Raw genomic sequence first — 21,100 nt, 5'->3', positions numbered from 1 at the left:
CTGCAAGGGTCGAGAGGAGGTGAACAGCATGCCCGAGTCCCGCAACCTCGCCGCTCGCCGTGCGATCGAGTTCCTGTCGTCCAGCGAGCTCGTCAACATGGAGATGCCCGTCTCGCGCCTGGCCGACTCCGTGTCCAAGCTCGAGGAGGTCGCCGGCTACGTCCTGGCCTGGGAGAAGTACGTCCTCGTCGTCGGCGACATCGCCGAGCAGATCGAGAACCCCGTCATCCGCTGACGACACGGACGCCCCGGGGCCGGCGGCCCCGGGGCGTTGCCCGGAAAGGCACGACCATGACCCCCACCGCACCTCCCTCGACCGGCTCGCTCGAGCAGCGGGCCGCCGGCTGGCTCGCCGACCGCGCCACCTACCTCGACCCTGCGCTCGCCGCGTCCGACACCGCGCTCTTCTCCCGCAAGGCGCTCGTCGAGGTCGCCCTGCTCGTCGGCCTCCGGGCCCGCCTCGACGGCCCGCTCGATGCGACGTACACGCGCCTGCTGGACGTCCTCGTCGACGTCGCCGCGCGGCCGTCGTACCGGGAGCTGGTCCGGCGCGACCGTCGTGCGCTGCTCCTGTACGCCGGCACGTACGCCGCGCTGCGCCTGTGCGGCCGCGAGGACGAGGACCTGCGCCACGCGCTGGTCGCGACCGTGGACGGGCGGTACGCGACCTCCTTCGAGCGGGTGCCCTACCGGCACCTCGACCTGCTGCACACCCTCGAGCTGGCCGGCATCGACTCCCCCGCGCCGGACTACGCGCAGGTGCTGCCGATGACGCTCCTCGTCGCCGACCCCAACGTGTGGGAGTTGTCGGTCAGCGACGTCTACGCGATCACGCACGCGGTCTTCTACGTCACCGACTTCGGCCAGCGCGAGGTCGCCTGGCCGTCCGGAACCACGACGGACGGTGTGGCCGACCTGCTCCTCGGCTGCCTGGCCGTCGCCCGCGCCCGCGAGGACGCCGACCTGGTCGGCGAGCTGTTGATGTGCCTGACCTGCGTCCGCGCACCCGTCCGTGACTTCGAGAGTGCCTGCCGTCGGTGGCTGCGGTCCTGGCAGGAGCCGGACGGCCGCCTCGAAGGCCCGCCGGGCGTGATCCCGCGCCGGCTCACGGAAGCCGACGCGGACTGGGGATCGTGGGCGACGGCGTACCACACGACGATCGTCGGGGCGCTCGAGGACCTGCTGTTCCGGACGGTCCCGCGCCCGGATCCCGCGCCGCTCGACGACCGCCCCGTCGTCGTACCGGAGGCGGTGCTGGACGGCTCCGCCAGGTGGCTGGCCGCCCACGGAGCCGGCGACCTGCGCTCGCTCTCGTGGGCCGCGCGCGGGTACGCCGCCGCGGGCGACGACGAGGCCGCCGGGGCACTGCTCTCCGCGGCTGCCGTGCACCCCGGCTACGCGGAGCTCGTGCGCGGGGCGTCCCGCGATGTCGCCGTCGCGACCGCTGCCCTCGCCCACCGGCTCGATGTCGTCGACGACGTCCTGGTCGCGGTGACCGCCCTCGCCGAGGAGTCGCCCGCCCCCGAGCCACCGACGGGCCTGCGCCAGCGGCCTGCCGACGCCACGGACCGCGACCGCTCGCGGCTGCTCGTCGCCGACCTCGTGGGCCGCCGCGGCGTACCTCCGCTCGCGACCGAGGACGCCGAGCGCGCCGGGTGCGAGCTCATCGCCGGCTGTCGGACCGCTGTCGAGGACTACGACCTGGCCTGGTTCACCGTCGCGGTGCGTGGCCTGGTCCGTCTCCCCCACCTGCCGCCGCGCCTCGTTCGCGACGCCGTCACCTTCCTGTGTGCCCAGCAGGACCGGTCCGGCGCGTTCGGCGCGCCACTCGTCGACGATCCCGTCGAGCGGCTCGCGCTGCACCGGGAGTGGACCGTGCTGGCGACCGCGGCGCTCGTCGAGGCGAGCGAGCCGACCACCTGACCTCCCGGGGTCGTCCGCTCCGGCAGGATGACGCCGTGACGGACGTCCTCGATGCCCCGGTCGCCGCCGCCCTGGCGGGCCCGCACGCCCACCTCGCCCGACGGGTCGGCCGCGCGGCGTCGTACGACCGTGCGGTGGCGACCTTCTCGGCCGTCCCCCCGGACCCGGGCCAGCAGGACTGGGACGACCTCGCGGCGCTGCTCGGGCCCGGGAGGTTCGCCGACCTGTTCAGCCTGCCGGTCACTCCCCCGCCGTCGTGGGAGCCGGCCTTCCGCCTGGACGGCCTCCAGATGGTCGGCTCGTCCTCACTGGCCTCCGCGGTCCACGACCCTGCCGTCGAGGAGCTCACCGCCGACGACGTCCCCGCCATGCTCGCCCTGGCCGAGCAGGCCCGACCCGGACCGTTCTGGGAGCGGACCTTCGAGATGGGCCGGTACGCCGGCGTCCGCGACGACTCCGGCCGACTGGTCGCGATGGCCGGCGAGCGCCTGCGCGTGCCGGGCCTCACCGAGGTGAGCGCGGTGTGCACCGCCCCCGAGGCGCGCGGCCGCGGCCTGGCCGAGCTGCTCGTCCGCGACGTCGCCGCCCGGATCATCGAGCGCGGCGACCAGCCCTTCCTCCACGTCGCCGCGAGCAACGCCGGCGCGATCCGGCTCTACGAGCGGCTGGGGTTCGTCGTACGACGCGAGGTGGTCTTCCACGGGTACCGGACGCCCCCGCGCCGCTCTCCGTCGAGACCGTGAGTGTGCCCTACGCTCGCGTGATGACCCTGCGCTGGCTGTTCGGCGACCAGCTCGGACCGCACTTCGTCCACGACCACCGGGGTCCGCTCCTGCTCGTCGAGTCCCGCGCGGTCCTCGCGCGGCGCCGGTTCCACCGCGCCAAGGCCCACCTCGTGCTCTCGGCGATGCGGCACCGGGCTCGCGAGCTCGGCGAGCGAGTGACGTACGTGCGGACCGACGGCGGGTACGCCGACGCCGTCCGCGAGGCCGCCGAGCGCCACGACGGACCGATCGAGGTGGTCCACCCGACGTCGTACGCGGCGCTCGGGCTCGCCCACCGGCTCGCGACCGAGCTCGACCTGCGCCTGCTCGACCCGCGGGGCTTCGCGACCGACCGCGCCGACTTCTCCCGATGGGCCGCGGGCCGCGGGCAGAAGCGACTCGTGATGGAGGACTTCTACCGACGAGCACGCGTGGCCCACGGCGTGCTGCTCGACGGCGAGGGCGGGCCCGAGGGTGGGCGCTGGAACTACGACCACGACAACCGTGAACCACCGCCGCGCGGCGCCACCACCCTCGGCGTACCGGATCCGTGGTGGCCGGAGGAGGACGAGATCGACGAGGAGGTGCGCGAGGACCTCGACCGGTGAGAGCGCGACGGCGCCGTCTCCTTCATCGGCCGGGACGGGCCCCGGCGGTTCGCCGCGACCCGGCGCCAGGCACTGGCCGCGCTCGACCACTTCGTCACCGAGCGGCTCGCCCACTTCGGCGCGCATGAGGATGCCATCCTCGAGGGCGACGCATGGATGGCCCACTCCCTCGTCTCCGCGCCGCTCAACCTCGGCCTGCTCGACCCGCTGGAGGTGGTCCAGCGCGCCGAGGAGGCCTACCGGTCCGGAGACGTGCCGATCTCGTCAGTCGAGGGCTTCGTGCGCCAGGTGCTCGGGTGGCGCGACTACGTGTGGCACCTGTACTGGCACCTCGGCGAGCCCTACCGGCGCCACAACGAGCTGCGGGCCGACCAGCGGCTGCCGGCATGGTTCGCCGAGCTCGACTCCTCGGCGACCGACGCACGCTGCCTCGCCCACGCCCTCGACGGCGTCGCCGAGCACGGCTGGGTCCACCACATCCCGCGGCTGATGGTGCTCGGCTCGTACGCCATGCAACGCTGCTGGTCCCCGCGGCAGGTCACCGACTGGTTCCACCGCGCCTTCGTCGACGGCTACGACTGGGTCATGGTCCCGAACGTCGTGGGCATGTCCCAGCACGCCGACGGGGGCGTCCTGGCCACCAAGCCGTACACCTCGGGCGGCGCCTACATCGACCGGATGAGCGACCACTGCGGCTCGTGCCGGTTCGACCCGAAGGTCCGCGTGGGCGACGACGCCTGCCCGTTCACCGCGGGCTACTGGTGGTTCCTCGACCGCCATCGCGAGCGCTTCGCTGCGAACCAGCGGATGGCTCGCGCAGTCGGCGGCCTGGACCGGCTCCGCGACCTGCCCGCCCTGGTCGAGCAGGAGGAGAGGCGCGGCAACCGGGCGCCGTGAGTCAGCGGCGAACGGTGCGCGCGACCTTCTTCACGGCTCCGGCGCCCGCGCCGATCCCACGAGGGATCAGCCGGTGCGGCTTGCGGTTGGCCAGGTCGACGACGGAGTCCGCGACCGCCCAGGTGAGCTTGCCCTCGGACAGCTCGACCAAGGTCTCCAGTGGAAGCCCGACGGTCAGGTCCTCCAACTCCTGCCGCTCCTTCTCGGTCGCCACCGGAGGGAGCTGACGCACGATGAGCGCCTTGAAGGCGCGCCCGGGCAGGGTCGAGGAGAGCTCGAGGACGGTGGACTGCCGGGTGAAGGGCCGGGCGGGCTGGGACATGGGGGGTCTCCTGTCAGGGCGTGAGCCGCGGCGCGGCACCGCACAACGTACAGCGGATCCTGACCTTCGAGGCGCTTTCCCCGGCCCGTCGCGGCTGTGGAAAGTCTGTGGTCGGCGGGCCCTTTGTGTCGGTACTCCGTGATCCAATACACGTATGGCCACTCGGCACCGACACCACCAGCTCGCGGACATGTCCGCCGACGCTGTGCTGTCCTTCGCCGAGCAGCGCCACGCGGCCCGACTCGACGCCGAGCGCGACATCCTCGAAGCCGCCTACCAGTGGGCGGTCCTGCACTCACCGGACGCGCTGCCGGCCACGGACAAGCGCGGTCGGGAACGGGCCAAGCCCGCAGGAGCCTTGGGTACACCGAAGATCACCGAGCACGCCGCCGCGACGTTCGGCGCCCGGATCCAGACCAGCCCGTACGGCGCGAAGAAGCTGATCGCCGACGCGGTCGACCTGGTTCACCGGCTCCCGAAGCTGTGGGCCGGCGTGCAGGCAGGTCAGGTGCGCTCGACGCATGCAAGGCATGTCGCCGACGCGACCCGCGAACTGTCGGCGGAGGAGGCCGCCTGGGTCGACGGTGAGGTCGTGGAGATCGCGGACGGCCGGTTGGCCTGGTCCCGGTTCGAAGCCGTGGTCGAGGGCAAGGTCGCCGCAGCGTCCCCCGAGCTCACGAAGGCGAAGGAGGAGGCGGCAGCGAAGGACACCTTCATCCGTCGCTCCCGCGTCGACAAGCACGGCATCATGACGATGACGATCCGCGACCACGCCGCCGTGATCCTCGGCTCCGAGGCTGGCCTCGACGCCACCGCCGACGGGCTGAAGGACCAGATGCCCGATGCCACCAAGACCGAACGGCGCCTGGCGGCGTTCGCGCTGCTGACCAACCCTGAGGCCCACGTCGATCTGACGGTGGGTCCGGTGAAGCCGAAGGTCCTCATCCGGCTGCACTGCACCCCCGACTCCGCCATCGCCCGGATGGAGGGCCACGGCCCCCTGACGGTCCAGTACGTCCGCCACCTGGTCGACCACTTCGCTAGCCAGGTCAAGGTCCAGCCGGTCATCAATCTCAACCAGGGCGCATCCGTCGACGCCTACGAGATCCCGCACCGGCTCCGCGAAGCGGTGCACCTGATCCACCCCGGCGACACCTTCCCCTTCGCCGCCAACCTCAGTCGGCAGGTCGACCTCGACCACCAGATCCCCTACGCCGAGGGCGGACCGACCTCCACCGACAACCTCGGCCCCCTCACCCGCACCCACCACCGGATCAAGACCCACGCCGGCTGGGAGGTCCGACAACCCTTCCCCGGGATCGTCATCTGGCGAGACCCACACGGGGCCCACTACTTGGTCGACCAGACCGGAACACGCAAAGTCACCGCCACCCGGCGGGACCGGACTCCACCACGCCCCGACCGCTTCGGCCGCGTCGTCATCGTCTGCGACCTCGCCGCTTGATCCGCGAGGCGTTGTGCCCGCTCATGCCGATGAGCGGATGGCTCCGGATCGGTCCCTTAGGGTGCGGAGATGCCCAACCTTCAGGTGACGGACGAACAGGCGTGGCTGGCTGCGCTCGGCGTCATGCCGCAAGTAGAGGAGTCCTCCGGCGATGACTTCGTCCAGGAGCTGATCGTGCCGATCGCTGACTCTGAGGAGCTGCGCATCACCTGGGACCTCACCGACGACAGCGTTCGGATCCGGCACCAACGCGGCGGCAGCATCGTGTCCGACCTCTTTCGCGAGATGGCGACGCTTCTGACGGTACTTCGCCAAGACGCGGTCCGGGAGGTCGTTGTGGAGTACGGATCCACTGGCTGGGCGGGTCGAACACGCGTGCAGGTGCTTCCCGAGGTGCGGATCCATGACGAAGTCTTGCGGTCCTGAACTGTCCGCTCATGCCGCTGTCGGGGCGGAGCGCCCGACCATGCCGCTGTCGGGGCGGAGCGCCCGACCATGCCGCTGTCGGGGCGGAGCGCCCGACCATGCCGCTGTCGGGGCGGAGCGCCCGACCATGCCGCTGTCCGGACGGAGCCCCCGACCATGCCGCCGTCGGGTCGGGAGAGCAGATTTTGTGCGAGCCGCTTCCTGCACAGAGTGCTCGCCCATCAGTGCCGCTTGTGCAGGATGCCGCGCCAGCGCGGCCGGCTGGGACGCCGTACCGATCGTGTCGGACGTGGAAACCTGTGCGACTTCGGGTGCCGGGCAGGACAGGATGGGCCCGTGATGACCCTCCCGGAGGCCAGGACGCTCGCGCGGCAACTCGCCGACGCGGCCAATGGAGCAGACGCTGCGGCTTGGGCTGCTGGTCTCGCGGCGCTGGCCCGCTTGGACGGACGCGCCTGGCTGCTCCTCGACCAGGGTGCCCGGGCGTTCACCTACACGGATGGCACCCCGATAAGTGGCGTTCGGGGATGGACCGACGCGCCCTTGGGTGAATCATCAGGCTTCGTCGCTGCCGTCACGAGTCTTCATGTGGACGGTCGGTTTCGGGAGCGTGCCGTGCGGGCTCTGGGTGCGGTGCCCAGCGCAGTTGCCGCACCTGCGTTGGCGGTGCGCCTGATGGACCACGTCCCTCAGGTCCGAGATCAGGCTTGGGAGGCGATCCGACAGCACATTCGGGTTGAGACAGCCGAGGAAGTGATGGACGTCCTCCTCGCAGGAGCCGACAGGCTCCAGGGCGGGGCGGCGCTCGACAAGGTGTGGGCTGCGCTTATCGGCGAGGTCCCCGCCCGTGTCTTGGTGTCGCAGCTCGCGCACAGCGAACGCCGTCGAGTACGACGCTGGGCGTTCCAGTACGGGCATAAGTACGACTTGTTCGCGACCGAGCAGCTGGTGCTGGCGGCCCAAGCCGACTCTGACCAGTGGATTCGGTCGGCCTGCGCTGAGTGGCTCATGCATGCACCGGACCCTGCGGTGCTCGCGGCTCTGCTGGACGCGAGGAGCGTCGAGGCGCGCATCGTCGCGCTGACCCGCGTTCCCGATGCCAGCCTCGGCGACGACACGCTGAGGAACCTGTTGCTTGATAGGGCACCTCGGGTACGGGAGCAGGCACGTTGGCGGGCACGCCGCCGGGACTGGGACGTTGCCGGCTTCTACCGGCGCGCCTTGGCAAACACGGATGCATCCCCGCGGGTGGTTGCCGCGTGCCTGGACGGACTGAGCAGCACCGGCGACGCGCAGGATCTCGAAGCAGTAACGAGGCGGCTCCAGCACCCCAACGGGCGGGTCCGGGCAGCCGCCGTCGTCGCGGTGGAAACGTGCGCTGCCCCGACCGACGCAGTCGAACTGCTGACACCGGCCTTGGTAGACCCGAGCGCACGAGTTAGCTCTGCCGCGGCGCGAGCCCTGGGCCGGCTGGGTGCACCCTCGACCGTCGCAGAGCCGGCTTGGGCGTCCGGCCTTCCGTCGAGCCGACGTGCAGGTTGGCGCCTCGCTCGGGCTGCCGGCGGGTGGCACCGCGTCGAGGCGGACCTTCGCGCCGCCGCCGACGAGGACCCCCACTTGGCAGGACTCGGCCGCGCAGGGCTGAGGAACTGGCTCGACGTGAGTGCCGCAATCACCTGGGACCGGTTATCGGAGGTCCAGAGAGCGCGCCTGGCGAGCTGGTTGGACCGGGCGGGCCTTGACCGGGAGCAGCAGCGCGTTCTGGCCTTCCACGCCGGCATCAACATCGCTAAAGACGAGTCGGAACGCAGCACCGGGGAGCACGGGCCAGCGCCTGTGCCACCGATGAGGGGTAGATGGTTCCGTCGCTTTCGGCGCACCTGATCGTGGGCACGGTGCAAGCGTGCTCGATGAGGTGATCAGTCGGCGGCTGCGTGTTGTCGAGCGGCTCGCTTGGTACGCAGACGACGGCTCACCTGTGAACCCGGACGTCGGTTCGGTCCACATGTGGTTCGAGGGTGGACGAGGTGCGCACTTCGACGGGGCCAGCGATTGGACCCTCGAGTGGTCGGTGTCCCAGTCGGGCGATGACCGGTGGATGGACCCATATCGGGTCGACTTCCACGGACGCTGGGTCATGCGGGACTCAACACACGAGGTACCGTTCGTCGGCCTTGCTGGGTCGCTGCTCACGTCCGCAACGCCGGTGTTCAACGAGGTAAACGAGGTGGTCGGCGTGACTCTCACGTTCGAGGAGCGGGCCGTGAGGTTCTGCCTTTGGAAGGGCGAGATCGATACGTCCCCTCGGTGAGCGATCTGCACGACCATGCCGCTGTCGGGACGGGAGCGCCCGACCCATGCCGCTGACGGGGCAATCCTGCCGGTGCGCGGTCAATGGATCGGTAGAGAGCACACCCCCTGGACAGACACTTGATCACCATCACGAATGACCTCATCGACCGTGTTCAAGATGAAGCGGGGCGGAATCTGGCCCTCACCGGACATCCCCGCGGCGATGCTCTCGATGGCGAAGAAGATGGCGGCCGGATCGAGCGGTCGTTCCGACACGGAGTTCTGGGCTTCGAACCGGTTGTAAACGGTTAGAGCTCGTCCGCTGAGGATTAGTCGATAGCGATGGCCGCCCGGATACGGATCTCTCTGGAGCAAGCGAATGGTGTCGATCAGGTCGACTCGCTCGCCATCGACTAACAGGTCGATATCGGTCATACCTCCGACCCTATTAACGCTCGACTCTGCGGCGCTCCGCGCATTAGTGCCGGCGGGCGGGCATAGACCTTTTCAGCGTCCGGAGGCCGGGCGCGCCCGCAACGGAAGCATCGGGCTACCACATCGGCTCGCCTGTGAGACAGTTCGAGGGTGAGTGGTCCGATGAGCTCTTCGTCGCTGCACCGCCTGATGTGGCGCGCACTAGCGACATTGGCTGCGATCGTGCTGGTTGCCCTCGTGCTCGACCTCGTCGGAATCGACGACACCCCGACCGACCGCACGAGCCTGGCCAGCAGTCTCGTCGTTCTCGCCGCCGTCGTTGCGGGCGGAGCTCTGGGTGACCGGCGGCGCTCGAGACAGGTGAGCTCCGCCCCAGCCGACCCGGCGTAACCCTCAGGAGCCGAGGCTCAGCAGGCGAACTGCCGCCGGTAGTTCTGCGGACTCACCCCACGCACCCGCACGAAGTGGTGCCGCAGCGTCGCTGCGTTGCCGAAGCCGACCTCGGAGGCGATCCACTCGACCGGCTGGTCGGTGCGCTCGAGCAGCTCCTCGGCGGCGGCGACGCGCTGGCGGGTGATCCAGGTGTGGGGCGTCGTACCGGTCTCGTCGCGGAAGCGGCGGGCGAAGGTGCGCGGGGACATGAGGGCGCGCTTGGCGAGGGCCTCGACGCCGTGGTCCTCGTTGAGGTTCTGCGAGATCCAGGTGAGCAGCGGGCCGAGGGTGTCGGCGTCGCAGTCGGGGACGGCGCGGGCGATGTACTGCGCCTGGCCACCGTCGCGGTAGGGAGGTACGACGGCCCGGCGCGCCACGGTGTTGGCGACGGCGGCTCCGTGCTCCTGGCGCCAGATGTGGAGCGCGGCGTCGAGGCCGGCGGCGCTGCCGGCGCCGGTGACGACCTGACCGGCGTCGACGTAGAGGACCTCGGGGATCACCTTCGCGAGAGGGAACTGCGCCTGCAGGCGTTCGGTGTGCATCCAGTGCGTCGTGCACTCGCGGCCGTCGAGGAGGCCGGCCTGGCCGAGGATGAACGAGCCGCTGCACACCGACATCAGGCGGGCGCCGCGCTCGTAGGCAGCCTGGATCGCGGCGATCACCGCCGGGGAGGCCTCGACCTCCTTGATGGCGGGGATGCCGACCAGGTCGGCCTCGGCGACCCGGTCCAGGCCGTGCTGGGCCTGCATGGTGAAGCCCATCGAGGTCTGCAGCGGGCGGTCGTCCTCGGCGCACACCGCGAAGTCGATCGGCGGGACGCCGTCCTCGGTCCGGTCGATGCCGAACGCCTCGCAGAGGATGCCGAGCTCGAAGGGGGCGACGCCGTCGAAGGCGATCACCGCGACGTTGGTGAGGCTCACCCGCCCACTGTCGCACCCCAATGGCAGGAAATCAACGCAGCACGGCTTTTCTGCCACTGGTGGCAGGATTCCGACAAGAGCATGATTTCTGCCATGACCACCGCACTCATCCTCCTGATCCTGATCGCGGCCCTCGGCGTCCTCGTCTCCTGGGTCCGCCACGACGGCATGAGCGCCCCGCGCCGTGCCGCCTGGTTCGACTGAGGTGTCGAGGCTCGCTAACTCGCACCTCGACCACCCTCCGATCCCCACCCCCCAAAAAAAGCCAGAAGCCCCGACCGGATGGTCGGGGCTTCTGTGCTGCTTGCTAGCGGCTGATCAGCAGATCAGTTGCCGCCGGTGAGCTTCTCGCGGAGCGCCTGCAGCGCCTCGTCGGAAGCGAGCGAGCCGCCGCCGCTGGTGTCCTCGGCCGGAGCGGAGGAGTACGAGCTGGCCTCGCCGGCCTCGATCTCGGCCTGCTTGGCCTCGGCCTGCTGCTTGACGTGCGCCTCCCAGCGGGCGTGCGCCTTGGCGTACTGCTCCTCCCACTTCGCACGCTGCTCGTCGTAGCCCTCGAGCCACTCGCCGGTCTCCGGGTCGAAGCCCTCGGGGTAGACGTAGTTGCCCTGCTCGTCGTAGGTCGCCTCCATGCCGTACAGCGTGGGGTCGAACTCCTCGACGTCCACCGCGGCGGTCGTCTCGTTGGCCTGCTTGAGGGACAGCGAGATCCGACGACGCTCGAGGTCGATGTCGATGATCTTGACCATGACGTCGTCGTTGACCTGGACGACCTGCTCCGGGATCTCGACGTGGCGCTCGGCCAGCTCGGAGATGTGGACCAGGCCCTCGATGCCCTCCTCGACCCGCACGAACGAGCCGAAGGGAACGAGCTTGGTGACCTTGCCGGGGACGATCTGGCCGATCTGGTGGGTCCGCGCGAAGTGCTGCCACGGGTCCTCCTGCGTCGCCTTCAGCGACAGGGAGACACGCTCGCGGTCCATGTCCACGTCGAGGACCTCGACGGTGACCTCGTCACCGACGGTGACGACCTCGGACGGGTGGTCGATGTGCTTCCAGGACAGCTCCGAGACGTGGACGAGACCGTCGACGCCGCCGAGGTCCACGAACGCACCGAAGTTGACGATCGAGGACACGACACCCTTGCGGATCTGGCCCTTCTGGAGCTGGGTGAGGAAGCCGTGGCGAACCTCGGACTGGGTCTGCTCGAGCCAGGCGCGGCGCGACAGGACCACGTTGTTGCGGTTCTTGTCGAGCTCGATGATCTTCGCCTCGAGCGTCTGGCCGACGTACGGCTGCAGGTCGCGGACCCGGCGCATCTCGACGAGCGACGCGGGGAGGAAGCCCCGGAGGCCGATGTCGATGATGAGGCCGCCCTTGACGACCTCGATGACGGTGCCCTCGACGACGCCGTCCGCCTCCTTGATCTCCTCGATCGTGCCCCAGGCGCGCTCGTACTGGGCGCGCTTCTTGGACAGGATCAGGCGACCCTCCTTGTCCTCCTTCTGGAGGACGAGAGCCTCGACCTTGTCGCCCACCTGGACGACCTCGGACGGGTCGACGTCGTGCTTGATCGACAGCTCGCGCGAGGGGATGACGCCCTCGGTCTTGTAGCCGATGTCGAGCAGGACCTCGTCACGGTCCACCTTGACGATGGTGCCGTCGACGATGTCGCCGTCGTTGAAGTACTTGATGGTCTGGTCGATGGCGGCCAGGAAGTCCGCCTCCGAGCCGATGTCGTTGACCGCGACCTGGGGCGCGTTGTCGTCGTAGTGGCTCGAGAGCGGGGTCGAGAGGGTGCTGGTCATAGAGAAGGACAGTCCTTGGATGGGCAGATGTAGGTTGGAGCCGGGTCCCGATCGGGGCACGGGTCAGCGTCCTGTGTGGACACAGACATTCCAGAGTACCCGTCCCGGCGTACGCCGGTCCAACTGGCGGCACTACGCTCTCCCCCGTGCAGGAGTGGCCGCAACGCCCGGTGACCGCCCATCGACGCGACGCCGACGAGAAGGAGTCACGCAGCGCCAACGGCGCCGACTGGGACCGCTACGCCGATGAGTACCAGGCGACCCACGGCGAGTTCCTCGGCGACGTCGGCTTCCTGTGGGGCCCCGAGGGCCTGACCGAGGCGGAGGCCGGCATCCTCGGCGACGTCCGCGACCGCGACGTGCTGGAGGTCGGCTCCGGCGCCGGGCAGTGCTCGCGCTGGATCCGCAGCCGGGGCGGGCGGGCCTTCGGCCTCGACCTCTCCCACCGCCAGCTGCAGCACTCGCGGCGGATCGACGAGATGAGCGGCGTCGCGGTCCCCAGCGTCCGGGGTACGGCGACCCACCTCCCCTTCGCCGACGACAGCTTCGACATCGTCTTCTCCTCCTTCGGGGCGCTGCAGTTCGTCGCCGACATCGACCGGGCAGTGGCCGAGACGGCGCGGGTGCTGCGCCCGGGCGGCCGCTACGCCTTCTCGATCACCCACCCGACGCGCTGGATGTTCCCCGACGACCCGACGACCGAGGGCCTCACGGCGTCGCAGTCCTACTGGGACCGCACGCCCTATGTCGAGGTCGACGACGAGACCGGCACGACGTCGTACGTCGAGCACCACCGCACCCTCGGCGACTGGGTCGCGCTGCTGGCCGGCCACGGGTTCCGGCTGACCACCCTGCTCGAGCCCGAGTGGCCGGCCGACCACGAGCGGCTGTGGGGCGGCTGGTCGCGCGAGCGCGGTGTTCTCACACCCGGTACCGCCATCTTCGGATCGGACCTTTGGTCCCGGGTGGACTAGTCCACCCCGGCCAGCCGGCCTGCTTCCGTCCGGGGGGTCTTTGCCGCCGTTCGGCCAAAGCGCGCCGCCGCCGGTGTTCCCGCCCCGCACGGGGCGCCCATATTGGCCGCATGTCGGGAGCACACCTGCGCCGAGCGGCGCTGTCACTGACCACGCTGGCGACAGCGGGGACCTTCGTCCTCGCCGTCCCGGCCACCTCCGCGACGGCAGCGCCGCTGCCGGCCACCTACACCGGGACCGCCCACGGCGACCTCGTGTACGTCGGAGCCGACCTCGGCCTCCTGGGCAGCCTCGCCCAGGTGCCCGTCGGACACAGCCACACCGACGTCGACAGCAGCCGCGGCGGCAACGACGTGACCGCCCAGGCGGCCAACGTGGACGCCGACCTGCTCGGCGGCCTGCCGATCACGGTCGACAGCATCGGCGCGGTCGCCGCGCCGGACGCACCCTCGACGGGCCAGGACCTGCTCGCCGTCCCGCTCGCGCCGATCGCGGCAGCGACCGTCGTCCACGGCCAGGTGGAGGCCCACTACGCCGGCGACGCGGCCTGCCCGGCGCTCGCCGGCGGCGCGCGCCTGCTGGGCAAGGCGGAGGCGAGCACCGCCGGCGTCACGCTCGTGAACCTCGCCGGCATCGGCTCCGTCGCCCAGGTCGGCGCGGTCGACTCGGTCTCCGAGACCGCGCTGGTCCCCGACGCCACCGGCGGCGACGACGTGGTCTCCACGGTGACCACGACGGTCGGCGACATCTCCCTGCTCGGCGGCGTGGTCACCATCCACGTCTCCGACGACGTGGTGACGACCGCGGAGTCCGACGGCACGACGGGCACCGCGAGCCGCAGCAACTACACGGTCGTCGTGAGCGTGGGCGGCTCCGAGGTCGCGTCGATCCCCTCGACCGCCACCTCCCCTGTCGCCATCCCGGTCGACCTCGGCATCCTCGGCACCTCCGTGGACCTCTCGGTCGGCGTCGGCACCTTCACCGACTCCTCCGCGGCCGCCAACGGCGCGGGCTCGCAGGACGCCGTCGTCGGGGTCAGCCTCCAGGTCACCACGGCCCTCGCGACCCTCGCCGACGTCGACCTGGCCGTCGGCGCCGGCGACGTCGCGGCCGCCGCACCGAACGGCGGGGTGGAGTGCACGCCCGTCGTGGCCACCGACACCGACGGTGACGGCCTGAGCGACGCCGACGAGGCGACGTACGGCACGGACATCAACGACACCGACAGCGACGACGACGGGATCTCCGACGGCGCCGAGGTCCACACCTGGACCACCGATCCCGCCGACGCGGACACCGACGACGACGGCCTGACCGACGGCGACGAGCTCGACACCGACGCCGGCGGCCCCGACACCGGCACCGGCACCAGCCCGACCGACGCCGACACCGACGACGGCGGGGTCAACGACGGCACCGAGGTCGACAACGGCACCGACCCGCTCAACGGTCTCGATGACGACGACCGCGACCTCGACGGGCTCAGCGACGCCGACGAGGCGACCGCCGGCACCGACCCGGACGACCCCGACACCGACGACGACGGCCTGACCGACGGCGCCGAGGTCACCACCCACCACACGGACCCGACCGCGGCCGACACCGACCAGGACGGGCTCGCTGACGGGGCCGAGGTCAACACCCACGGCACCGACCCGCTCGACCCCGACACCGACGACGGCGGCGCCACCGACGGCGCCGAGGTCGACAACGGCACCGACCCGGTCGACGACCCCGCCGACGACCTGCCGTCGACCGACGGCGACGGCGACGGGCTCACCGACGCCGAGGAGGCCGTGCACCAGACCGACCCGGCCGACGCGGACTCCGACGACGACGGCCTCTCCGACGGGACCGAGGTCAACACGACCGGCACCGACCCGAACGTGGCCGACACCGACGGCGGCGGCGTGAACGACGGCGCCGAGGTCGACAACGGCACCAACCCGGTCGACGACCCGGCCGACGACGTCGCGGCGACGGGCGACGCGGACGGCGACGGCCTGAGCGACGCCGACGAGGCGACCGCCGGCACCGACCCCGACGACAGCGACTCGGACAACGACGGTCTCTCCGACGGCGCCGAGGTCCACACCCACGGCACCGACCCGCTCGACCCCGACACCGACGACGGCGGCGTGACCGACGGCGCCGAGGTCGCGAACGGGACGAACCCGGTGGCCGCGCCCGCGGACGACGTACCGAGCAACGACCGGGACGGTGACGGCCTCACCAACGACGAGGAGATCACCAACGGGACCGACCCCGACGACGCGGACTCCGACGACGACGGCCTGACCGACGGCGCCGAGGTCAACACCCACCAGACGGACCCGAACGACACGGACACCGACGACGACGGCGTCGAGGACGGCGTCGAGGTGACCGACGGGACGATCCCGACCGACGCGGACTCCGACAACGACGGGCTGAACGACGGCGCGGAGAAGGCCGCCGGCACGGACCCGCTGAAGGCGGACTCCGACGGCGACGGCCTCACCGACACCCGTGAGCTGAACGGCCCGACCGGGTGCAGCACCGGGCACACCAACCCGTTGCGCAAGGACACCGACGGCGACGGCCTCGTCGACGGGCCCGAGGTCAAGGGCATCAACGTCAAGCAGGTCGTCTTCACCAACCGCGGCAAGCCGGTCAACGGCAGGTCGATCGGCGTCGTGCGGACCAACCCGTGCGCCAAGGACACCGACCGCGACGGGCTGAGCGACCGCCAGGAGGTCGTCGGCACGAAGATCAACCAGCGGGTGAAGCGCACCAAGAAGTACGGCGGCTGGTACCTGCTGACCACGCGCAAGTCGAACCCGACCAAGAAGGACACCGACGGCGACGGCCTCGGCGACAAGGTCGAGGTCACGGGCAGCGCGAACTGGCGCTACAGCAAGCACCGCTCGGACCCGACCCGCGCCGACACCGACTGGGGTGGCGCCAACGACGGGCGCGAGATCCGGATCAAGGCCGACCCGACCTGGGCCGCCTGATTCGCGCTGAGCGCCAACTAGGGTGGCCGCGTGGATGCGGAGGAGATCGCACGTTCGGCTGCCCTCGAGCGCAAGCACTGGTGGTACGCCGCCCGTCGCGCCCTCGTCCGTCGCACCGTCCGTGACTGGCCCGCCGGTCGTGCGGTCGACGTCGGGTGCGGGATGGGCGGCAACACCGTCGTCCTGCGCGAGATGGGCTGGCAGGCGATCGGGGTGGAGTACACCTCCACCGGCGCGGACATCGCCGCGTCACGCGGCATCCCGGTCGTGCAGGGCGACGGACGGGCGCTGCCCGTCGCCGACGCGTCCGTCGACCTCGTCATGTCGACCGACGCCTGGGAGCACATCGACGACGACGTGGCCGTCGCTGCGGAGACGGCGCGGGTGCTGCGTCCCGGCGGCCGGGTGCTGGTCGCCGTACCGGCGGGCATGGCGCTGTGGAGCGGGCACGACGTGGCCCTGGGCCACGTCCGACGCTACGAGCGCGACCAGCTCGCCGACCTGGTGCGCGGCGCCGGCCTGGTGATCGACGACCTCTGGTCGTGGAACGTCCTGCTCCGGCCGGTCGTGCGGGCCCGGCGACGCAACAAGGACGCGCCCGAGAGCGAGATGGAGGCGGTCAACCCCGTCCTCAACGCCGGCCTGCGCGCCGGGGTCGGGATGGAGCGGGTCCTCCCCCTCAAGCGGCTGCCGGGCGTCAGCCTGGTCGTGGTGGCCCACAAGCCGTGACCGGGTGGGTGGCCGATCCGGGCATCGGCTGGCGGATCCTGCTGACGGCGCGGCTGGCCGAGCCGCCCGACCGCGCCGACGTCGGCGACCGGCTCGCGGCGATCACCGCGGCGCAGGAGTGGCCCGCTCCCCCGCCGCTGCGCGTCCGCGAGGACCTCGGGGCGCTCCAGCGCGAACTCGTCGACGCCGACCCGGCGCCACTGCTCGTGGGCGTGTCCGGTCGCCACCTCGTGCTGTCCGCCCACCACAGCGCCGTCGACGGCCTCGGCCTGCTCACCCTGCTCGAGCGGCTCGGCGCCGGGCCGGTGCGCTCCGGCGCCCGCGGCGTCGGAGCCCGTACGACGACCGGTGGCGCCGCGCGCACCACGACCCGGCGGCTGCGGGAGGCCCTGCTGCACCCGCCGGCCCGGGTGACCCCACCCCCGGGGCGCGTGACCGGCACCGGCGACGTCCTCGTCGAGCGCACCCTGCCCGGGACGCACCGAACAGCGGCCCTCGTCGACGCGGCGACCCGCGCGGTCGTCGCGCACGAGCGTGCCTGGGGCCGGTCGGCGACCCACGTGGCGATCGCCGTCGGCGCCGTGCGCGACCAGCCCACCGGCGCCGGGGCGCCCGTGGCCGACCGCAGCGTCCTGCTCCGGCTCACCGACGTCGAGCAGCTCGACGCCGAGGGCATCGCGGCGGCGCTCGCCAGCGCGCCGGTGCAGACCCCGCCCGCCGGCGGGGGCAACCCGCTGCTGGCCCGCGCCGCGGCCGCCGGCCTCAGGGCGCTCGCCCCGCGGCTCGGCTCCACGCTGCTGGTCTCGCACCTGGGCGAGGTCACCGCCCCCGGCGTACGGGCCCTGTCCTTCCACCCGGTGACCGCAGGCGGCACCGGGCTGTCCCTCGGGGCCGTCGGGCACGACGGCACGACGACCCTCACCCTGCGCGGGCGGGCGTCGTCGTGGAACGACAACGGCCTCGAGCAGCTGCTCGAGGCCGTCGTCTCCCTCCTGTGAAAAGAGGAGTCCCTGGGGGCGCTGTCAGGCGTTGACCAGCGTCTTCTTCTCGTCGGCGCCCGCGTGGCGGCGGGCCCGGGCCTTGCCACCCGCGACCAGGCCACCGGCCAGCAGGGCGAGGCCGACCAGCACGAGGAGCAGCGGGAACAGGAAGTGCAGGCCGCCCAGCAGCATCGCGTTGGTCTTGGCGCCGGTCTCGTCCTTGGTGCCGTTGACCAGGTCGTCGACCTGCTGGTCGGTGTACTGCACGGTGGCGTTGAAGACCGGCACGCTCTGGCCCTCGAAGCGCAGCTCCTGCAGGCGCTCCTCGACACGGTCGACCGGCGAGCCGGTCTGCGGCTCGACGAAGAACGTGCGGGTCATGCCGTACCACATCTCCGCCTGGACGCCCGGCTCCGAGGAGCCGAACATCGAGCCCGGGACCTCGCGGGTCTCGACCATGGTGGGCTCGATGGTCTGGACGAACTTGTAGACCTCGAGGCCGTCGATCTTCTCGGTGCCCTCGAACTTCGCGGGCACCGACTTGCCGACGGTGCCGTCCCAGACGCCGTAGTCCTTCTTCTCCGTGCCGAACGGGAACTTGTAGACCTGGCCCTCGCGAGCGGTCGGCTCCTCGGTGGTCTGGTCGTCGTCCTTGACCTCGGTCCACGACTCGCAGCCGTCGCAGTCCGACGCCGCGCCGCTGACCGCGTCGAAGGGCGCCCGCTCCCGCGTCTGCTGGAAGACCGAGCCGTCCTCACGCTTCACCGTCGTCGAGTTGACCCAGCTGACGACACCGTCCGGAGCCTTGGGCTCCTCGTAGGCGACGGTGTACGAGCTGATGTCCAGGTCGTGCGTCTCGGCCTGGTAGGTCTCGAAGTTGAGGACCTGAGCCCCCTTCGCCTCGAGCAGGGTGGTGCCCTCGTAGTCCGGCGGGACGGTGGCCAGGGTCGGGTACGCGTAGAACCGGACCAGACCGGCCGCGACGATCATGAACACGCCGAGCCCGATGGCAACGGCCGCAATCTTGCTGCGCATGGACAGCACCTCTCAGACGGCCACGCGAGCGTCGCGTGGGTGGTGGAGACCGGACGACGTGGCGCCGCCGGTGAGCATCTCGGTGATCATTTCGGTGGTGAGGTCGCGAGCGTCCGCACGCATCCGCGACCAGTCGAAGCGGGCCGCCCACGCCAGGCAGGCAGCCGCTCGGCGGACCCGCGTGGACGGGTCCGGGGTGGTGACGAGCGCGTCACCGAGGGCGGCCGCGAGGCGGTCGACGACGACCCGGTGGTCGGCGTCGTCGGGGACCAGCCAGCCGGACTCGCCCGGCAGGATGGAGTCGCGCAGCCCGGGGACGTCGCGGGCGACGGTCGGCACGCCACGGGCGGCCGCGTCGATGACGGCCTGCCCCCAGCCCTCCGCGTCGGAGGCGCACACGTGCACCGACGCACGCGCCAGGACGGCGTGCTTGCCGGCCTCGCTGAGGTAGCCGTGGAAGGTGACCCGGTCGGCGATGCCGAGGTCGGCGGCGCGCGCCTCCAGCCGGTCCCGGTCCGGGCCCTGGCCGACAACATCGACGTGCAGCTCCCGCCCGGCGAGCTCGGCGCTGTGCTGGGCCCGGGCGACCGCCTCGAGGGCGAGGTCGACGCGCTTGTGGGTCACCAGCCGGCCCAGCACGGCGATCCGGTCGGCGTCCTTCGCGACGGCCCGCCCGGCGTCGTACGACGGGAGGTCGGCGCCGTTGGCCAGGATCCGGATGTCGCCGGTCCAGCCCAGCTGCTCGCGCATCTCGGCCGCGGTCGACGCGGAGACCGCGGCGACCGTCCGGCGGCGGTAGACGCGCCGCATCAGCACCCGCTCCAGCCAGCGCGCGAGCGCGGCGGCCGGGGCCGGCAGGTGGGCGGTGAACTGCGCCTGGTGCACGTGGTGCACGACGAGCAGCACGGGCGTCGAGCGGCGCAGCACGAGCGGCGAGAACGACGGCAGCCCGCAGGACGGGTCGATCACCGCGTCCACCTCGTCGCGGTGGCGCAGCAGCCAGCCGAGCGCGAACGGGATGAAGCCGCTGCGGCTCCCCCCGCGCACGACGGCGATGCCCTCGCGCTCCTCGGCAGCGGACTGCCCGGCGTCGCGCGCGGTCAGGAAGCGTACGTCGGCGCCCGCCTCGCGCAGAGCCCGCGCGAACTGCCACGCGTAGATCTCCGCACCACCGGCCTGCCGGTGGTCGAGGTCGCGCCAGTTGACGACGACGATGCGCCGGCCGGCCAGCGTGCCCGCCGTCACCGGTGGCTCCGCGGGGTGATCGAGGCCAGCACGGGGACCGCGACGACGGCCGGCAGGGCAGCGACAGCGGGGAGCGGCATGGGGGACCGCGTGGTGCTGACCGCCACCCTGCCGGGGCCCGACGTCTGCAGGCCGCGCGTCGACCACGCGATCCGCGCCAGCTCGGCGAAGGCACCCGCGCCGTGGCGCACGGGGACGAAGGTGGAGCCGGGCACGTCGACCCAGCTGACCGGGATCTCCTCGATCCGCGCGCCCGCCGCCCGCAGGCGGACGAGGAGCTCGACGTCGAAGGAGAAGCCGGCCGTGTCGAGGTCGCGCACGGCCTCGCGGACGAGGTCGCCGCGGAAGACCTTGAAGCCGCACTGCGTGTCGGCGATCCCGGGCACGAGCCGGCCGGCGAGCCGGCGGTAGACCGCGGCACCCCGCGACCTGGTGCGGCAGTGCCGCTCCTCGGTCTCGCTCCCGGCGAGCGCGCGCGAGCCGATGACGACCTCGGCGCCCAGCAGCACCCGGCGCCACGCGACCTCCAGGGCGTCCAGCCCGGTCGCGCCGTCGGCGTCCATGAAGCACACCAGGTCGGCGTCGGTGGCCAGCAGGCCGGCCCGCACCGCGGCGCCCTTGCCGCGACGGGTGCAGCGCACCACGCGCACGGGCAGCGCGGCCGTGCTCGCCGCGCGGGCCACCTCGGCGGTGGCGTCGCTGCTGGCGTTGTCGACCACGATCACCTCGACGTGGCCGAGCACGCCGCGGTGCGCGGCGGCGTACCGGCGCAGCTCACGCAAGGTGCGCGGCAGGCGGCGCTCCTCGTTGAACGCCGGAATGACGATCTGCAGCATCGGACCCTCCCAAGCC

The 21,100-nt window shown here is 71.9% G+C and carries 21 protein-coding genes; 14 read left to right on the top strand and 7 right to left on the bottom strand.

The features are described from left to right. Positions 1-28 precede the first annotated feature (28 nt). From AC2YHB_RS05070 to AC2YHB_RS05050, 5 genes are all read left to right on the top strand, one after another. A complete protein-coding gene (locus tag AC2YHB_RS05070; RefSeq protein WP_036542550.1) occupies positions 29-235 on the top strand; it encodes a hypothetical protein in 207 nt (68 codons plus the stop codon). A 56-nt stretch (positions 236-291) separates the two neighbouring features. Continuing rightward, positions 292-1,923, top strand: a complete 1,632-nt coding sequence (locus tag AC2YHB_RS05065) for a DUF6895 family protein (RefSeq protein WP_487353590.1) — start codon at positions 292-294, stop codon at positions 1,921-1,923. A 35-nt stretch (positions 1,924-1,958) separates the two neighbouring features. Beyond that, a complete protein-coding gene (locus AC2YHB_RS05060) occupies positions 1,959-2,666 on the top strand; it encodes a GNAT family N-acetyltransferase (protein WP_487353589.1) in 708 nt (235 codons plus the stop codon). 20 nt (positions 2,667-2,686) lie between these two features. Then, positions 2,687-3,295 carry a cryptochrome/photolyase family protein gene (locus AC2YHB_RS05055; RefSeq protein WP_487353588.1) on the top strand — a complete coding sequence of 203 codons (609 nt, stop codon included), beginning with the start codon at positions 2,687-2,689 and terminating at the stop codon, positions 3,293-3,295. Positions 3,296-3,451: 156 nt separating this feature from the next. Then, a complete protein-coding gene (locus AC2YHB_RS05050) occupies positions 3,452-4,192 on the top strand; it encodes a cryptochrome/photolyase family protein (RefSeq protein WP_487353587.1) in 741 nt (246 codons plus the stop codon). Position 4,193: 1 nt separating this feature from the next. On the opposite strand, the gene AC2YHB_RS05045 is transcribed toward AC2YHB_RS05050, so the two are convergent. Beyond that, positions 4,194-4,514: a hypothetical protein gene (locus AC2YHB_RS05045; RefSeq protein ID WP_487353586.1), complete on the bottom strand. Its 321-nt coding sequence runs from the start codon at positions 4,512-4,514 to the stop codon at positions 4,194-4,196. A 154-nt stretch (positions 4,515-4,668) separates the two neighbouring features. On the opposite strand from AC2YHB_RS05045, the gene AC2YHB_RS05040 reads away from it, so the two are divergent. From AC2YHB_RS05040 to AC2YHB_RS05025, 4 genes are all read left to right on the top strand, one after another. Further along, complete coding sequence (locus AC2YHB_RS05040; protein ID WP_179650937.1) at positions 4,669-5,979, top strand: HNH endonuclease signature motif containing protein; 1,311 nt, start codon at positions 4,669-4,671, stop codon at positions 5,977-5,979. Positions 5,980-6,048: 69 nt separating this feature from the next. Then, complete coding sequence (locus AC2YHB_RS05035) at positions 6,049-6,405, top strand: hypothetical protein (RefSeq protein WP_179650935.1); 357 nt, start codon at positions 6,049-6,051, stop codon at positions 6,403-6,405. 339 nt (positions 6,406-6,744) lie between these two features. Then, on the top strand, positions 6,745-8,289 hold the full coding sequence (locus tag AC2YHB_RS05030) for a HEAT repeat domain-containing protein (RefSeq protein WP_257027629.1): 1,545 nt from the start codon (positions 6,745-6,747) through the stop codon (positions 8,287-8,289). Positions 8,290-8,308: 19 nt separating this feature from the next. Continuing rightward, entirely contained in the window at positions 8,309-8,716 is a 408-nt protein-coding gene (locus tag AC2YHB_RS05025; RefSeq protein WP_179650931.1) for a hypothetical protein, read from the top strand. A gap of 80 nt (positions 8,717-8,796) precedes the next feature. On the opposite strand, the gene AC2YHB_RS05020 is transcribed toward AC2YHB_RS05025, so the two are convergent. Next, on the bottom strand, positions 8,797-9,132 hold the full coding sequence (locus tag AC2YHB_RS05020; RefSeq protein ID WP_036542527.1) for a hypothetical protein: 336 nt from the start codon (positions 9,130-9,132) through the stop codon (positions 8,797-8,799). A 162-nt stretch (positions 9,133-9,294) separates the two neighbouring features. Here AC2YHB_RS05020 and AC2YHB_RS05015 point away from each other — a divergent pair, with 162 nt between their 5' ends. Next, the gene (locus tag AC2YHB_RS05015; RefSeq protein WP_179650929.1) at positions 9,295-9,522 is read left to right on the top strand and encodes a hypothetical protein; all 228 of its coding nucleotides are present in this window, start codon (positions 9,295-9,297) and stop codon (positions 9,520-9,522) included. A gap of 17 nt (positions 9,523-9,539) precedes the next feature. On the opposite strand, the gene AC2YHB_RS05010 is transcribed toward AC2YHB_RS05015, so the two are convergent. Together AC2YHB_RS05010 and rpsA are read right to left on the bottom strand one after the other, a co-directional pair. Beyond that, positions 9,540-10,484 carry a helix-turn-helix domain-containing protein gene (locus tag AC2YHB_RS05010; protein WP_036542521.1) on the bottom strand — a complete coding sequence of 315 codons (945 nt, stop codon included), beginning with the start codon at positions 10,482-10,484 and terminating at the stop codon, positions 9,540-9,542. A 326-nt stretch (positions 10,485-10,810) separates the two neighbouring features. Further along, entirely contained in the window at positions 10,811-12,289 is a 1,479-nt protein-coding gene (gene rpsA / locus AC2YHB_RS05005; protein WP_036542519.1) for a 30S ribosomal protein S1, read from the bottom strand. Positions 12,290-12,435: 146 nt separating this feature from the next. Between rpsA and AC2YHB_RS05000 the strand changes: the two genes are divergently transcribed. The 4 genes from AC2YHB_RS05000 to AC2YHB_RS04985 all read left to right on the top strand — a co-directional run bounded on the left by AC2YHB_RS05000 (position 12,436) and on the right by AC2YHB_RS04985 (position 17,986). Then, complete coding sequence (locus AC2YHB_RS05000) at positions 12,436-13,263, top strand: class I SAM-dependent methyltransferase (protein ID WP_487353585.1); 828 nt, start codon at positions 12,436-12,438, stop codon at positions 13,261-13,263. 110 nt (positions 13,264-13,373) lie between these two features. Then, the gene (locus tag AC2YHB_RS04995; RefSeq protein ID WP_487353584.1) at positions 13,374-16,259 is read left to right on the top strand and encodes a beta strand repeat-containing protein; all 2,886 of its coding nucleotides are present in this window, start codon (positions 13,374-13,376) and stop codon (positions 16,257-16,259) included. Positions 16,260-16,289: 30 nt separating this feature from the next. After that, positions 16,290-16,988: a class I SAM-dependent methyltransferase gene (locus AC2YHB_RS04990; RefSeq protein ID WP_487353583.1), complete on the top strand. Its 699-nt coding sequence runs from the start codon at positions 16,290-16,292 to the stop codon at positions 16,986-16,988. Continuing rightward, complete coding sequence (locus tag AC2YHB_RS04985; RefSeq protein WP_179650923.1) at positions 16,985-17,986, top strand: hypothetical protein; 1,002 nt, start codon at positions 16,985-16,987, stop codon at positions 17,984-17,986. The genes AC2YHB_RS04990 and AC2YHB_RS04985 overlap by 4 nt, the downstream gene beginning before the upstream one ends. Before the next feature lie 24 nt (positions 17,987-18,010). Here the strand turns inward: AC2YHB_RS04985 and pgfA are convergent, their stop codons facing one another. The 3 genes from pgfA to AC2YHB_RS04970 are packed head-to-tail and all read right to left on the bottom strand — an operon-like array spanning position 18,011 to position 21,084. Then, positions 18,011-19,003, bottom strand: coding sequence for a cell envelope lipid trafficking protein PgfA (pgfA, locus tag AC2YHB_RS04980; protein ID WP_179650921.1), 993 nt, complete (start codon positions 19,001-19,003; stop codon positions 18,011-18,013). 12 nt (positions 19,004-19,015) lie between these two features. Beyond that, positions 19,016-20,248, bottom strand: coding sequence for a glycosyltransferase family 4 protein (locus AC2YHB_RS04975; protein WP_487353582.1), 1,233 nt, complete (start codon positions 20,246-20,248; stop codon positions 19,016-19,018). After that, complete coding sequence (locus AC2YHB_RS04970) at positions 20,245-21,084, bottom strand: glycosyltransferase (protein WP_179650917.1); 840 nt, start codon at positions 21,082-21,084, stop codon at positions 20,245-20,247. Before AC2YHB_RS04970 ends, AC2YHB_RS04975 begins: the two co-directional genes overlap by 4 nt. Positions 21,085-21,100: the final 16 nt, after the last annotated feature.

The organism is Nocardioides sp. SRI_004 (assembly GCF_057586415.1).
This window is presented reverse-complemented; position numbering and strand designations above follow the sequence as displayed.

Coding starts and splice junctions, on each gene's coding strand:
- AC2YHB_RS05030 (WP_257027629.1), top strand. CDS start 6,745: ATGACCCTCCCGGAGGCCAGGACGCTCGCGCGGCAACTCGCCGACGCG.
- AC2YHB_RS05045 (WP_487353586.1), bottom strand. CDS start 4,514: ATGTCCCAGCCCGCCCGGCCCTTCACCCGGCAGTCCACCGTCCTCGAG.
- rpsA (WP_036542519.1), bottom strand. CDS start 12,289: ATGACCAGCACCCTCTCGACCCCGCTCTCGAGCCACTACGACGACAAC.
- pgfA (WP_179650921.1), bottom strand. CDS start 19,003: ATGCGCAGCAAGATTGCGGCCGTTGCCATCGGGCTCGGCGTGTTCATG.
- AC2YHB_RS05040 (WP_179650937.1), top strand. CDS start 4,669: ATGGCCACTCGGCACCGACACCACCAGCTCGCGGACATGTCCGCCGAC.
- AC2YHB_RS05070 (WP_036542550.1), top strand. CDS start 29: ATGCCCGAGTCCCGCAACCTCGCCGCTCGCCGTGCGATCGAGTTCCTG.
- AC2YHB_RS05020 (WP_036542527.1), bottom strand. CDS start 9,132: ATGACCGATATCGACCTGTTAGTCGATGGCGAGCGAGTCGACCTGATC.
- AC2YHB_RS05065 (WP_487353590.1), top strand. CDS start 292: ATGACCCCCACCGCACCTCCCTCGACCGGCTCGCTCGAGCAGCGGGCC.
- AC2YHB_RS05035 (WP_179650935.1), top strand. CDS start 6,049: ATGCCCAACCTTCAGGTGACGGACGAACAGGCGTGGCTGGCTGCGCTC.
- AC2YHB_RS05055 (WP_487353588.1), top strand. CDS start 2,687: ATGACCCTGCGCTGGCTGTTCGGCGACCAGCTCGGACCGCACTTCGTC.
- AC2YHB_RS05050 (WP_487353587.1), top strand. CDS start 3,452: ATGGCCCACTCCCTCGTCTCCGCGCCGCTCAACCTCGGCCTGCTCGAC.
- AC2YHB_RS05015 (WP_179650929.1), top strand. CDS start 9,295: ATGAGCTCTTCGTCGCTGCACCGCCTGATGTGGCGCGCACTAGCGACA.
- AC2YHB_RS04995 (WP_487353584.1), top strand. CDS start 13,374: ATGTCGGGAGCACACCTGCGCCGAGCGGCGCTGTCACTGACCACGCTG.
- AC2YHB_RS04970 (WP_179650917.1), bottom strand. CDS start 21,084: ATGCTGCAGATCGTCATTCCGGCGTTCAACGAGGAGCGCCGCCTGCCG.